Raw genomic sequence first — 14,409 nt, 5'->3', positions numbered from 1 at the left:
GCTATTCGAATAAACCTGAACAGCAGTAAACATTATTTGAAAAATTTGTACAGATGAAAAAAATATACAGTGTAGTGGGGATGGCCCTATTGTGTGCTTCATGTAGTAAAGATGATGTGTCGCAGATTACTGACCCGATAGAACTGACCTATCCGCAAAAGGCAATAGCAACAGACCCAAAAGTATTAAGTGATATTAATGGTGTAAAAGTGTATAATGGAGGCTATGGGTCTTCGATGGTCCAAGATCCTACTGATAAATCTATATTTTATCTTTTAACTGATAGGGGACCAAATATTGATGGGACAGAAAGTGATAGTAAAGTATTTGCTACTCCGGCATTTGCACCACAGATTGGTAAATTCAGATTAAAGGAAAATACGCTAATATTGGAATCTGTTATCGAATTGAAAAATAAAGATGGTGTGAAATTGAATGGCCTGCCAAATCCTGAAGGGAAGGGTGGTTCTGGAGAAAAAGCATTGGGGGTTGATGGTAAAGATCTAGGGAAAAGTGAGGATGGAATCGATTCAGAGGGGCTAGCGAGAGCGGCGGATGGTTCTTGGTGGGTCAGTGACGAATACGGACCACATATCGTTCATTTTGACGCTTCGGGAAAAGAAATCGAACGGATTAACCCTTGGTCTACGGGTAAAAAGTTGCCTTTGGTATTTGCCAAACGTCGTCCTAATCGCGGAATGGAAGGATTGACGCTTACGCCTGACGGTAAAACATTGGTCGGAATCATGCAATTTCCACTGTATAATCCATCTAAAGATGCGATTAAAAATTCGTTGGCAATCCGTATTGTTACGCTCGATATTGCGAGCGGCGCCACGAAACAATATGTCTATATGATGGAGCGTACCGATTTGCAGGCTGTAAGTGAAATTGCTGCCGTGAGCAATTCAACATTTATTGTCTTGGAACGTGATGGGGAATACGCGACAGAAGCAACTCGCTCTACTGTATTTAAGAAAATTTATAAAATAGATCTTTCTGGCGCAACAGATATCTCGGATGCGAATAATACCGCAACTGGAAAATTATTTGACGGTAAAACTGTCGAGGAACTCAAAGACGCAGCTACATTGGCAAAATATAATATTAAGCCAGTCAATAAGACGTTGGTTGCCGATTTAATGACTGACATCAAGGAATTGTATCCGCATGACAAAGCAGAGGGCTTGGCTGTCATTAATCCATTCATGATCGCGGTATGTAATGATGATGATTTTGGGGTGACTGGAAAAGGCTTTTATGAGTCGAAAATATTGCCTTACATAAAGACTGTAGACAAAAACAGTATTTATTTTGTTCAGCTTAAGGACCCATTGAAATAGGGACTAATTACTGACTATAAAAAAGGTCCGTTGAATTCTCAGCGGACCCTTTTTATGATTTTATACTGTCCAAGCTTTTCTCCTTATTATTAAAGATTAAACGGTGGCTTGGCGTATCACTGGTACGACCTCTCTGTTGAGTGCGACCTACTTTTATGCATTTATTGTCGTCAGGAAGTCTTTACTTTCAAGCTCTGAATACCCCATTAGGTATTCATCGACTTTTCGAGCACATTCGCGTCCTTCGGAGATGGCCCAAACAACAAGCGACTGGCCTTTGCGGCAGTCTCCGGCAGTGAAGATATTATCAATTGTCGTTTGGTAGTCTTTGTCATTTGCAAGGATATTTCCTTTTTCATCTACACGAACACCTAACTGTTCTAAGAGCATATGTTCAGTATGTTGATAACCAATAGCCAATAATACGAGGTCTGCCGGTATTTCACGGATCTCGGATTCTCCTAAGCGGGTTCTTTTTCCAAATTCATCAACTTCGTATTGAACCTCTTTGATTTTTATAGCTTTGATATGGCCATCTTCATCTTTAATAAATTCTTGCGTTTCCGTAGCCCAAAGTCTTTCACAGCCTTCTTCTTGGGAAGAGGAGGTTCCGAATGTGAGCTTGTCCATCGGCCAAGGATTGTTCTTTAGACGTTGTTTAGATGGTGTAGGTTTGCGGGCAATCTGTGTGATACTTTTTGCACGATGACGATTGGATGTACCAATACAGTCTGATCCGGTATCACCGTCACCGATGACAACAACATGTTTGTCTGTTGCCAAGATACGGTCTTGTTCGACCGCAATTCCACTTACTTCTTTATTCTGTTGGGTCAAAAAGTCCATGGCAAAATGGATGCCTTTAGCTTCATGTCCCGGTAATTGCATGTGCCAAGGAACGGTTGAGCCAGTGGCCAATATAACTGCATCATAAGCTTTTAATTCATAAAAGCTTATGTCTCTGCCAACTTCTGTATTAACCTTGAATTCTATTCCCGATTCTTTCATGAGATTAACACGGCGATCGATCACTGATTTTTCTAATTTAAAATCCGGAATACCATAGCGGAGTAAACCTCCAACCTGGTCATCACGTTCGAAGACGATAACATCGTGACCAGCCTTATTGAGCTGAGCGGCAGCCGCTAGTCCTGCTGGACCAGAGCCCACTACAGCGACGCGTTTGCCTGTCTTTAAATAGCTTTTATGCGCTTTGACATAACCCTTTTTAAAAGCAATCTCAATAATATGTTTTTCGATCTCCTCAATAGTGATCGGAGTACTATGTATGCCAAGTACACAGGCTGATTCGCATGGTGCCGGACATATTCTACCTGTAAATTCAGGGAAGTTATTGGTGGAGGACAAAATCTGATAGGCCTCTTCCCATTTTCCATCATATACGGCATCGTTAAACTCGGGGATGACATTGCCCAGTGGACAACCTGAATGACAAAATGGAATGCCGCAGTCCATGCAGCGCGCGGCCTGCTTATTGAGCTCGTTCTCCGAATACCCTTTATTGAATTCCTTAAAGTGCTGTACGCGACCTTCCACAGCTTCTTTTGTTGGAAGCACGCGCTCAAATTCTTTAAAACCTGTAATTTTTCCCATGATCTGTGCTTCCTATATTATGCTTCAACTAATTTTTGACGAATGACATTTTTGTATTCTCTTGGGAATACCTTAATGAATTTATTTTTTTCTCTTGACCAGTTTTGTAGAATGAAATCTGCTCTACGACTATTGGTGAGCAAGATATGACGTTTCAGTAAGGCGATAATTGCGGTTTCGTCTTCACTTTCCAATGGATCAAGGTCGACCATTTCCTGATTACAGTTTTCGCGGAAATCTTCGTTAATGTCGTAGATCCATGCGATACCACCGCTCATTCCGGCCGCAAAGTTACGACCCGTTGCCCCTAAGATCAGCGCACGGCCCCCAGTCATGTACTCACAGCCATGGTCACCAACACCTTCAACTACAGCTGTTGCACCTGAGTTACGTACGGCAAAGCGTTCACCGGCCTGTCCGTTGACGAATAGATGTCCGGATGTTGCTCCAAATAGCGCAACGTTACCGATAATGATATTATCTTCCGGTACAAGAGCACTTTCTGCAACTGGATAGATTGCTAACTGAGCTCCTGATAGTCCTTTTCCAACATAATCATTGGCTTCACCTTGTAATTCAAATGAAAGACCCTTTGTTGAAAATGCACCGAAACTTTGTCCGGCCGAACCTTCAAATTTAAAATTGATGGTATTGTCAGGTAGGCCTTCAGAACCATAGAGTTTTGAAATTTCATTGGACAACATTGTTCCGATCGTACGGTCTGTATTTTTGACCTTAAAGGTGCCAAATACAGGAGTTTTGCTGTCTAAAGCCAATTTTGACTGTTTTAGAAGGCCCCAATCCAAAATCATGGCCATACCGTGATCCTGCTCTTCGGTATTGTATAACGATTGTCCAGGCTCGTTGCGTTCCACATATAGAATGTCTGTGAAATCAATTTTCTTAGCTTTCCAATGGTTTATATTCTCGCGTTTTTTCAAGAATTGAGCTCTTCCCACCATTTCGTTGATGGTACGGAAGCCTAGATAAGCCATTGTTTCCCGGACTTCCTCCGCGAGGAAGGTAAATAAGTTGACAATATCTTCTGGTTTTCCAGAGAATAATTTGCGCAGTTCTGGATCTTGGGTTGCAACACCTACAGGACATGTATTCAGGTGGCATTTACGCATCATGATACAGCCGCCGGCAACCAATGCTGCTGTAGATACGCCCCATTCCTCAGCGCCCAATAGTGTAGCGATGATGATGTCGCGACCTGTTTTTACCTGGCCGTCCGCTTGTAACACGACACGACTGCGCAATTTGTTTTTAACAAGTGTCTGATGCGCTTCTGCAAGGCCTAATTCCCAAGGCAGTCCAGCATGTTTGATTGAACTGATTGGAGATGCACCTGTACCGCCATCAAAACCTGCAATAAGAATGACATCGGCATGGGCTTTCGCAACTCCGGCAGCAATGGTACCAACACCTGCTTTAGAGACCAACTTTACGTTGATTCTTGCTTGACGGTTAGCATTCTTTAGATCAAAGATCAGCTGGGCTAAATCTTCGATGGAGTAAATATCGTGGTGGGGTGGTGGCGAAATCAGACCGACACCCGGTGTAGAGTGTCTGGTTTTTGCAATCCAGGCATCCACTTTGGGACCAGGTAATTGACCTCCTTCTCCCGGTTTGGCACCTTGGGCCATTTTGATTTGTAGTTCGTCCGCTTGTGTCAGATAATTGGACGTGACACCAAAACGAGCCGAGGCAACCTGTTTAATTGCCGAGCGCATCGAATCTCCATTTGGAAGCGGTTGATAACGCAATTCATCTTCTCCACCTTCACCAGTGTTCGATTTTGCACCGATGCGGTTCATGGCGATGGCAAGGGTACTATGCGCTTCGTGGGAAATTGATCCAAAGGACATCGCTCCGGTTGCGAAACGTTTTAGAATTTCACTAGCAGGTTCTACTTGCTCCAATGGAATAGAATTGCGATGTTTTGCAAAGTCCAACAATCCACGAAGAGTAAACATATGTTCTTTCTGCTCATTGATTTTCTGCGCATATTTTTTATAGGTTGCGTAGTCTCCTGTGCGACAGGCTTGTTGCAATAGGTGAATCGTGTCGGGATTCCAAAGGTGGCCTTCACCGCGGCGTTTCCATTGGTAAATACCGCCTTCTGGCAATAGATTTTGCGGTGTACGGCTTTTTTCAAATCCACGCCAGTGTTTTGAGAGGGCTTCTTTGGCAAGATCATCTAATGTCATGCCACCGATACGTGAGACTGCTCCGCAGAAAAATTTATCAACGACAGATTTGTCAATGCCGAGTACCTCGAAGATCTGTGCTCCGTGGTAGGATTGCAATGTGGAGATCCCCATTTTGGAGAAAATTTTCAACAAACCATTATTGACGGCCTTGACGTAGTTTTTGGATAATTCTGGCCAAGTGAGCTCTGTATCCAAGGTATTTTGTTCCTTCATCGTACGGATGCTCGCCAATGCCATATAAGGGTTGATCGCAGTGGCACCGAATGCCAATAGGCAGGCAAAATGGTGCACTTCCCAAGCATCACCGGCTTCGACCACGAGACCTACAGCACCACGGTTACCTGTTTTGATCAAGTGGTGATGGACCGCTGAAACAGCAAGTAATGAAGGTATAGCTGCATGTTTGGAGTCGATCGCACGATCTGAAAGAATTAAGACTTCAAAACCATCACGTACGGCATCATCCGCATAACGGCACAAGCGTTCCAGACCTGCTTCCAATGATCCAGGTTTACCATCTGAGCGGAAATAAGACTGAATGGTTTTTGCTTGGAACAATCCTGTATCGATCGAGCGCAATTTCTCCAGTTCTTTGGAGGTCAGGATCGGATGCGGCAAAGTCACACAGTGACAGAATTTTTTGTCTTCGATCAGGATATTGCCTGCATTACCGATGAATGTTGCTAAACTCATGACCAAGCGTTCACGAATCGGATCGATTGGTGGATTGGTTACTTGGGCAAAAAATTGCTTAAAATAACTTGAAATATGCTGTGGTTGATCGGAAAGAATGGCCAGCGGAACATCGGACCCCATTGAGCCTGTCGGTTCGTACCCTGTCAATGCCATTGGGGTCAGGATGGTTTCCAGATCCTCGCGGGAGAAACCAAATGTCTTTTGATATTTGAAAACGGAATCTTTGGAAAGATAGGTGTAGGTTACACGAGGCTCTTCCAGTTCTTCCAGTTTGATTTTGTAATTGTCCAACCAATCGCTGTAGGGCTGCTGGTTGATCAGTTGATCTTTTACTTCGTTATCGGTGAGGATACGCCCCTGTTCCATGTCGACAAGAAAAATCTTGCCTGCTTGTTGACGGCCTTTTTTGATGATGGTAGACTCTTCGATCGGAAGCGCTCCCGCTTCAGAAGCAACAACGACGCGGTCGTCTGAGGTTACGGCATAACGTAGTGGACGTAAGCCGTTGCGGTCTAATGTAGCGCCAATATGCTTACCATCGGTGAAGCAGAGTGCTGCAGGACCATCCCAAGGTTCCATCAACGTTGCGTGGTATTCGTAGAAAGCACGTTTTAAAGGGTCCATTTGCGTATTGCCATCCCAAGCTTCAGGGACCAACATCAACATGACATGGGTGAGACTACGGCCGCTGTGTAAAAGAAGTTCCGCTACATTGTCGAGGCAGGCCGAATCGGACTGACCACGGTCAACGATTGGAAGTAAGATTTCCATCTCTTCTTCCGTAAAATAGGGTGATGATAAAGCGCGCATACCTGCATAAAACCAATTCAGGTTACCTGTCAACGTATTGATCTCCCCATTGTGCGCCAGCATACGGAACGGCTGAGCGAGGGACCATGAAGGGAAGGTATTGGTGGAAAAGCGCGAGTGAACTAAGCCAAAAGCAGATACCACACGAGGATCGCGTAAGTCAAGATAATAAGTTCCGACTTGGTATGTTGTTAATTGACCTTTGTAAATAATTGTTTTGCAAGAAAGCGATGCAAAGTAAAGGGGGAGAGGGTATTCTTGTTGTTGTTTAACTTTTTGAATGATCAGGCGACGTAGTACAAAAAGTTTGCGTTCAAATTCTTCAGTGTTTGAAACGCCGTCCGGTCTGCTGACAAAAAATTGGACAATTTCAGGTTCTGCACTGAGCGCTGTTGGTCCAATACCTTCACGATTGACTGGTACTGGACGGTAGCCAAGGAATTTCATACCCCTTTCTGCTGCCGCTTCCTCAATCAAATCCCGACATATTTTGTTCATGTCTTCTTCTTTAGGAAGAAAGACCATACCTGTGCCATAATAACCTGGCTCTTCCAGTTGTATACCCAAGTTGATACATTCTTCCCATAAAAATTCATGGGGAAGCTGGATCATGATACCTGCTCCGTCACCACTTTCTGGGTCACAGCCACAAGCACCGCGGTGCTCCATATTTTCCAGCATGGTTAATGCATCTTTTACTTGTGCGTGTGATTTATTCCCTTTGATATGGGCGACAAAGCCTACCCCACAGGCGTCATGCTCAAAATTAGGGTCGTAGAGGCCCTCCGTTTTCGGTCTTTGTTGAATCATCTTTCCTTTTCAAATATTATACATTGCTAATATAGGAATAAAAAACGTAAATATTGTAAATATTCCAATGAAAATGTGTTTAATTTGATTTTATCATTCATTTTGATGTGTTTTGTTGCTGATATTGTATTTAAAATTCATTGCTATTAATACAGTTTGATGCGTAGCTGAATAATGCAACATTTGGCAATATTTTTTTGTCGGATATGGAAAAAGCATCCCAAGATTGCGAGAATATATATAAATTAGGCAAAGTATTGCATATCCTTTTATGCTGTATCGACATGGCTTAACTAAAGAGAATGAGATGAAAATAACTGAAATTGAAATTTATCGACTAAGCATTCCTATGGAACCTTTTGTCATTGCGACAGGGACGATGGACTATGCGCAAAATACTTTTATACGTATATATACCGATGCCAATATATATGGTGTGGGCGAATGTTCTGCCTTTCCGATGATCGTTGGAGAAACACAAGATACTTGCTTAGTTCTGGCAAGAGATTTTGCAAAGATCTGGAAGGGGCGCGATCCTTTGGCCATTGAAGAGCGTTTGGCTGAATTGGATTTGTATATTGCCAGTAACAAAACGATCAAATCGGCGTTTGATATGGCCTTGCATGATCTGGCTGCCAAACATGCTGGTCTGCCGCTTTATCAGTTTCTAAAGGGAACGAAACGAGAGATTACGACAGATATCACTTTAGGAATTGCATCTCCGGAAGAGATGGCGCTGAAGGCAAAGCGTTTACAGGACGAAGGTGCGGTCATGTTGAAAGTTAAACTGGGGAAGGAACCAAAAACGGATATTGTGCGTATTCGTGAAATACGTAAGGCTGTTGGATTTGAAATGCCTATTCGCGTGGATGCAAATCAAGGCTGGTCTTATGAGGGGGCAATAGAAGCATTGCAGGGGCTGGAGCCTTTTAAGATACAATTTTGTGAGCAACCAATGCGTACCTGGGATGACGAATATTTACCGCAATTGCGCACAGAAACTATTGTTCCCGTGATGGCGGATGAATCTGTTTATTCTCACCATGACGCAGAGCGCCTTTGTAAAGCTGATGCTTGCGACTATATCAATATTAAATTTTCGAAATCAGGAGGTATTCAAGAGGCCTTAAAAATTAATCATATTGCCGCTGAATACGGCATTACTTGTATGATCGGAGGGATGCTGGAATCTCGCTTGGCTTTGGCTGCTAAAGTACATTTCGCTTATGCTGCCCCGAATGTCAAGTTTTTTGATCTGGACACTTGTATGGTTGGACATCTGGAGGATCCTGTTATCGGCGGTATTCAATATGACGGATACAAAATACATATCTCAGACCACATTGGAATCGGCGCAGATATAGACCAAACTTTTTTAGATCAATGCGAGAAATGGATCATTTAAATTGGAAAAAAAATTATGAATAGTATGAACTGGGGAATAGGGACACAAGAGATTATTGTCCTGATTATTATCGTTATCTTTTTGGTGGCGGCCTATTTGTTTTTCTCTAAGTTGTTGAAAAAGTAGGTTTTAATAGCCTTTTTTTGATTGAATATCTTCTATAAACTTATTTTTCAGTTTTATAACTTGTTTTTAAGTTGTAAAACTGAAAAATAAGTTATAACTTTATGTTAGTATAAACAACGTATCAAATTATGGAAGAATTAACAAAAAAAGAAGAGGAAGTCATGCAGGTGATCTGGAAGCTCAACGAGGTCTTTGTCAAAGATATTATTGAGTATCTGGATCCAAGTAGTTCCATACCCTATAATACAATCTCCTCGATTGTAAGAATATTGGAAAAAAAAGGGTATGTAGGTTATAGAGCCTTCGGAAAAACTTATCAATATTATCCTTTGATTTCGAAGATGCAATACCGAAAGTTTTCATTTTCAAGAGTGCTCGATCATTATTTTGATGATTCGGTTGAGAATTTACTGTCTTTTATGGTAAAAGAAAAGAAGCTTTCGGCGGAGGATATTCAGAAAATAGAACAACTCATCAAAAAACACGAAGATCATGAATAGCTTACTTTATTATTTATTTGAAGTTAACTGCAGTCTGGTAATCGGGGCAGTTCTTTATTTTCTGGTATTCAGACAGCTTTCATTTTTTCAATGGAACCGTTATTTTATCCTGGGTTTATGTTTGTTGAGTCTGCTTCTGCCATTTGGAACTGTACGTTTGGGCGAACTATTTCTTTCGTCGACAAGTTCTGTGCTCGCTTTTGAACAATCGAACACAGTTGCTCATTCGATAGAAACTTCGGGTGATCTCGTATCTGAAACAGAAATGGTCGATTCTTTCTGGCATTCCTTTTCGATTGGATATGGCATTGCTTATGGATATCTTTTGGTATCTTTTGTTTTGTTGTGCCGATTTGCGTTACGCTATATCCACTTATTCCGCCGTATTAGACAGCTGAGTCAGTATAAATTTGATGGGTTTACGATGGTTGCTCCCTTTGGACATTATGCGAATTGTTCAGTTCAGCATGTAATTGTTATGGAAGAAGATCAGCTTGATTCGGCAGATGGAAAATTAATTTTTGAACATGAGAGCCAGCATATTGTTTTTAAACATCGTTGGGATAAATTGTTTATAGAAATTTTTCGTTGCCTTTTTTGGCTAAATCCATTTGTTTATTGGATGCGTAGACAGCTGTATTTGGTGCATGAATATCAGGTTGATGAGGTGTTGGCCAATCGATATGGTAACAGCAGCTATGCCCGTTTTCTACTGACTTTAACACAGCAGGCCTGTCCTGCTGGATTGCAGAGCAGTTTATTTAACAATAGGCATGAGCTGGTCGAACGGGTTCAGGCCATGATGGCAAAACCTTCCTCTAAAAAGAATAGATGGCAATATGTATTGACCGTTCCTTTATTAGGCCTTTTACTGCTATTTTACTCTTTTATTAATCCCCCGAAGAGCGTTTGGTTTTCAGCATCTTTAAATGGGAAAAAGAATCCGTCTAAAACGATCATCCTTGACCCCGGACACGGAGGGAAAGACACGGGGGGGATTTCATCTTTCGGATTGGAAGAAAAATCATTGACCTGGGAAACCTGTTTACTTTTGAAACAGGAGCTGGAGCGCAAGGGGTACAAAGTAGTGTTGTCAAGGGCTGCTGATGAATATAAATTACTCAGAGACCGATCGAACTTTGAAGGGGATTTATTGCTATCGATCCATTTCGACAATGTAAAAGACAAAGAATCTCTTCCTATTCGAATATTATATCAGTCGGGGGTTAATCATACGATGCTAGAAGAGCTTAGCCGCAAATTTGCGTTTAGTTTGGGACAAAGGTTGCAACAGAATGGACTGGCTGCGAGTGCTCCGGCGATAAATACAAAGCTAGCGATTTTACGTGGTGCTAAAATACCTGCACTTCTTCTTGAGCTGGATAACATCAATGCTATTGATAAAAATGTGAAACCTGACTTTGTCAATAAACTAGCCCACGCTATAGATCAAAGTTTCGAATACTAAGCACTAATTTTCGTTTATATCATGAAGTTTAGGATACTCTTATGGTTATCCATGGCATTGCCATGTCTGTTATTGGCGCAAATGGTTCCCAAAACTAAACAACAATTAACTGACAGTACGATGCTGCGGAATAATGGATCCGATTCAAGACGGATAGACACAGTGCTTGTAGAGGGGGCAAGGCCTCTCGAGCAGCAGCTTTTGGATCGGGTCCGTATTCGACCAGGCAGCAATCCCGTTTTATTGAATGGAAATACTTTCGCTGTTTTAAATGCCATTCCGAGTATAGAGGTAGACGAATTAGGGAACTTGTCGTTACAGGGAAAAACGGGCGTATTGATTACCATCAATGGCAAGCAGACCTATCTAACCGGAACTTCCTTGGTCGGCTATTTAAAATCTATACCGGCAAGCTCTTTAGAGAGCATTGATCTCATGACTATACCACCTGCGAAATGGAGTGCGGAGGGGGCTGGTGGGTAATTGATATTCGTTTAAAAAAGGATGTACTGAAAGGTCTAAAAGGAAATGTTTTTTTAGGTGCATCAAAGGGTAGGCTTTGGAAGTATAATAATGGCGTGAGCCTTCAGTATGGAATGAAGAGATGGTCCTTAAACTCCAGTTTTTCCGTTGCACGCTCTTCGAATTATTTTGATGTTGACCGCAAGCGTGAACTTGCGTATAGTGAAAATGTTCATTATGTGATCGGACAGCTGAATAAGGAAACGAATAACACACAGGAATTAAATGGTCGTTTGGGTATGAATTATCGGATCGACAAGCAGTCGTCTGTTGAACTGAGCTGGAATTATCTTCGTAATAATTATAAAGAGATAGGTGTCTATCAAAATGATTTTTCAGCTGATGGAACATTGAAGCAATCCACTGCTTCAACGAGTAACCTGAGAAATCCGCTGCATAGAAATAGTATAAATCTTCACTATGATTTTGCTGGGGAAAATAAGAATGAAGCGCTTCAGTTCGATTTTGATTATTTGCGTTACAGCAGTATTAGGAAACAGGACTTGAAGACAAGGACAGTACCTTTTTTTTCTGACCAGCAAGAGCAGCAGCAATTTTTGCGCTCAAATAACCCGTTCTCTGTTGATCTTTTTGGTATCAGGGGTGATTTTCAACGGAAACTTAGCGGGTCCTTTTCTATGGAAGCAGGCTTTCAGGCGAGTCGGTCCCAACGTCAATCGTATGGACATTATCAAAAAGGGGAAAAAGAGTATGTAATGGCCGAAGATAATAGCCTAGAAAATACTTTTAAACAAACCGAATACCTGGAAGCGATTTATACGGATTTTCAACTAAAACTTGCGCAATGGGAGATTAAATTAGGTGTACGGGCTGAATACGCACAATTTCAGACGAAAATTGACTACATAGATCGAAACACGAATGGGAGGAAGCAAATGTTCAATCTATTCCCGACCGTGTTTGGTATTTATCGAATAGCTGAAAATAATGGTCAAGCGGTACAGGTCGCGTATGGGCGAAGAATATCACGGCCTAATTATCAAGATCTGAACCCTTCCATTTTCTTTTTCGATCCAAGCACAACCTATCAGGGTAATGCGCAGCTTTCTGCTCAATTGTCAGATAATATGGATCTTAAATATGTTCATGGTCAAAAATGGAATATTGGACTTTCTTTGATCAATCATCGAAATTATATCTCCATGGTCCATCAGCTTAGTGAGCAAAATTATACGCAAACCTATCAGAATATTGCCGGTGTTAAGAGTGCTGCTATCTCGATGAATATGGGAAAAGCCATTGTTAAAAATTTGATGCTCTATGGTTTTGGTCAGATTCAATATATACATTATAAAAATATACCAACGGAGTTGAATGATCTTCTGATCAATCGGGGGATTTGGTCCTTTCAGAGTAATCTTATGATGCAGTTAAATTTGCCTTATCAAATGACTGTAAATTGGACAAACTCATACCGAACTAATGTGCTTTATGCACAGACAGTTATAAAACCTTTATATGAAATGCATCTGGCGGTCAATAAGCAATTTTCGAATGCGTTAAGTCTTGCGTTGACAGTACGGGATCTGTTTCATAGCCGTGTTTTGAAACGAGAGATTTTGGGACAGGGATTCAATATTTATTCTAAAACAGTGGTCGATTCAAGAATTATTGGCCTAAATTTTAACTATACATTTGGCCTTTATAAAAAGCAAAAGGTCAAACAGACTTCAATTGAAGGAGAAGTGTCACGTTTATAATCGTAGCATTGGAATACCATTCTTTTTACATTTGTTAAAAAAATGTGGTCTATACGCGTTTTGAATCTCTATTTGGACGAAAATAGATTATATTCAGTACCTTTGCGGTACTTATTATTTTATAAAAGTTAGAAAATATCATGAGTACTCAAAAAGGACCTATTTCTCAATTTATTGAGCATAATTACCGTCACTTTAACGCAGCTGCATTAGTAGACGCTGCAAAAGGTTACGAGGAGCATCTGTTGGATGGTGGAAAAATGTTGATCTCTTTGGGAGGTGCAATGTCTACTGCTGAATTGGGTGTTTCTTTAGCAGAAATGATCCGTCAAGATAAAGTACACTTTATTTCTTGTACTGGTGCTAATTTAGAAGAGGACGTGATGAACCTTGTCGCACACTCACACTACAAAAGAATCCCGAATTATAGAGATTTGACAGCTGAGCAAGAAAGAGAGCTATTGGATAATCACTATAATCGTGTTACAGATACTTGTATTCCAGAGGAGGAAGCTTTTCGTCGTCTGCAAAAACATCTTGAGGATGTTTGGCATGCTGCTGAGGCTAAAGGCGAGCGTTACTTACCGCATGAGTTTCTTTATCAAGTTGTTAACTCAGGTGTGTTGGAACAATATTATGAGATCGACCCAAAAGATTCTTGGATTGTTGCAGCAGCTGAGAAAAATTTACCGATTGTATGTCCTGGATGGGAAGATTCAACGACAGGTAATATCTTCGCTTCCAATGTGATTAAAGGTAAATTGAAAGCAAGTACAGTAAAATCGGGTATCGAGTACATGATTTACTTGACAGAATGGTACCGTAACAACTCGGCAGGTAAAGGTGTTGGATTTTTCCAAATCGCAGGTGGTATCTCTGGCGACTTCCCAATCTGTGTAGTTCCGATGATGTATCAAGACCTTGAATGGGAAGAAGTACCTTTTTGGGCTTATTTCTGTCAGATTTCTGATTCAACTACTTCGTATGGTTCTTACTCTGGTGCTGTTCCAAACGAGAAAATCACTTGGGGCAAATTAGATATTGATACACCTAAATTTATCGTAGAATCTGACGCGACGATCGTTGCGCCATTAATCTTCTCGTATATCTTAGGTCATTAATCTTTTTGACATACAGAAAGGAGCGATTCTTCGCTCCTTTTTCTTTTCCCTTTTTCT

Annotated in this window: 9 protein-coding genes; 7 read left to right on the top strand and 2 right to left on the bottom strand. The window is 41.4% G+C overall.

Features of this window, described 5'->3' with window-relative positions; genetic code table 11:
• The first annotated feature begins 53 nt into the window (after nt 1-53).
• A complete protein-coding gene (locus tag HS960_RS16900; protein ID WP_202883699.1) occupies nt 54-1,343 on the top strand; it encodes an esterase-like activity of phytase family protein in 1,290 nt (429 codons plus the stop codon).
• Between the two features lie 153 nt (nt 1,344-1,496).
• Here HS960_RS16900 and HS960_RS16895 read toward each other — a convergent pair whose 3' ends face one another.
• The gene (locus tag HS960_RS16895) at nt 1,497-2,957 is read right to left on the bottom strand and encodes a glutamate synthase subunit beta (protein ID WP_153846039.1); all 1,461 of its coding nucleotides are present in this window, start codon (nt 2,955-2,957) and stop codon (nt 1,497-1,499) included.
• A gap of 17 nt (nt 2,958-2,974) precedes the next feature.
• Nucleotides 2,975-7,489, bottom strand: coding sequence for a glutamate synthase large subunit (gene gltB, locus HS960_RS16890; protein WP_153846038.1), 4,515 nt, complete (start codon nt 7,487-7,489; stop codon nt 2,975-2,977).
• Between the two features lie 307 nt (nt 7,490-7,796).
• On the opposite strand from gltB, the gene HS960_RS16885 reads away from it, so the two are divergent.
• The 6 genes from HS960_RS16885 (at nt 7,797) to HS960_RS16860 (ending at nt 14,352) form a co-directional block, all read left to right on the top strand.
• Nucleotides 7,797-8,894: a mandelate racemase/muconate lactonizing enzyme family protein gene (locus HS960_RS16885; protein WP_153846037.1), complete on the top strand. Its 1,098-nt coding sequence runs from the start codon at nt 7,797-7,799 to the stop codon at nt 8,892-8,894.
• Nucleotides 8,895-9,148: 254 nt separating this feature from the next.
• Complete coding sequence (locus HS960_RS16880; RefSeq protein WP_153846036.1) at nt 9,149-9,520, top strand: BlaI/MecI/CopY family transcriptional regulator; 372 nt, start codon at nt 9,149-9,151, stop codon at nt 9,518-9,520.
• On the top strand, nt 9,513-10,988 hold the full coding sequence (locus HS960_RS16875; protein ID WP_153846035.1) for a M56/M15 family metallopeptidase: 1,476 nt from the start codon (nt 9,513-9,515) through the stop codon (nt 10,986-10,988). Before HS960_RS16880 ends, HS960_RS16875 begins: the two co-directional genes overlap by 8 nt.
• Before the next feature lie 21 nt (nt 10,989-11,009).
• Entirely contained in the window at nt 11,010-11,471 is a 462-nt protein-coding gene (locus tag HS960_RS16870) for a hypothetical protein (RefSeq protein ID WP_182330129.1), read from the top strand.
• On the top strand, nt 11,444-13,231 hold the full coding sequence (locus HS960_RS16865) for an outer membrane beta-barrel family protein (protein WP_182330127.1): 1,788 nt from the start codon (nt 11,444-11,446) through the stop codon (nt 13,229-13,231). Before HS960_RS16870 ends, HS960_RS16865 begins: the two co-directional genes overlap by 28 nt.
• A gap of 140 nt (nt 13,232-13,371) precedes the next feature.
• Nucleotides 13,372-14,352, top strand: a complete 981-nt coding sequence (locus HS960_RS16860; RefSeq protein WP_046674101.1) for a deoxyhypusine synthase family protein — start codon at nt 13,372-13,374, stop codon at nt 14,350-14,352.
• The last annotated feature ends 57 nt before the right edge of the window (nt 14,353-14,409 follow it).

This window comes from Sphingobacterium paramultivorum, assembly GCF_014109745.1.
GTDB lineage: Bacteria > Bacteroidota > Bacteroidia > Sphingobacteriales > Sphingobacteriaceae > Sphingobacterium > Sphingobacterium paramultivorum.
This window is presented reverse-complemented; position numbering and strand designations above follow the sequence as displayed.

What these genes read in the sequence shown, in the direction of transcription:
- HS960_RS16900 (WP_202883699.1), top strand. Translation starts at nt 54, where the DNA reads ATGAAAAAAATATACAGTGTAGTGGGGATGGCCCTATTGTGTGCTTCA.
- HS960_RS16895 (WP_153846039.1), bottom strand. Translation starts at nt 2,957, where the DNA reads ATGGGAAAAATTACAGGTTTTAAAGAATTTGAGCGCGTGCTTCCAACA.
- gltB (WP_153846038.1), bottom strand. Translation starts at nt 7,489, where the DNA reads ATGATTCAACAAAGACCGAAAACGGAGGGCCTCTACGACCCTAATTTT.
- HS960_RS16885 (WP_153846037.1), top strand. Translation starts at nt 7,797, where the DNA reads ATGAAAATAACTGAAATTGAAATTTATCGACTAAGCATTCCTATGGAA.
- HS960_RS16880 (WP_153846036.1), top strand. Translation starts at nt 9,149, where the DNA reads ATGGAAGAATTAACAAAAAAAGAAGAGGAAGTCATGCAGGTGATCTGG.
- HS960_RS16875 (WP_153846035.1), top strand. Translation starts at nt 9,513, where the DNA reads ATGAATAGCTTACTTTATTATTTATTTGAAGTTAACTGCAGTCTGGTA.
- HS960_RS16870 (WP_182330129.1), top strand. Translation starts at nt 11,010, where the DNA reads ATGAAGTTTAGGATACTCTTATGGTTATCCATGGCATTGCCATGTCTG.
- HS960_RS16865 (WP_182330127.1), top strand. Translation starts at nt 11,444, where the DNA reads ATGGAGTGCGGAGGGGGCTGGTGGGTAATTGATATTCGTTTAAAAAAG.
- HS960_RS16860 (WP_046674101.1), top strand. Translation starts at nt 13,372, where the DNA reads ATGAGTACTCAAAAAGGACCTATTTCTCAATTTATTGAGCATAATTAC.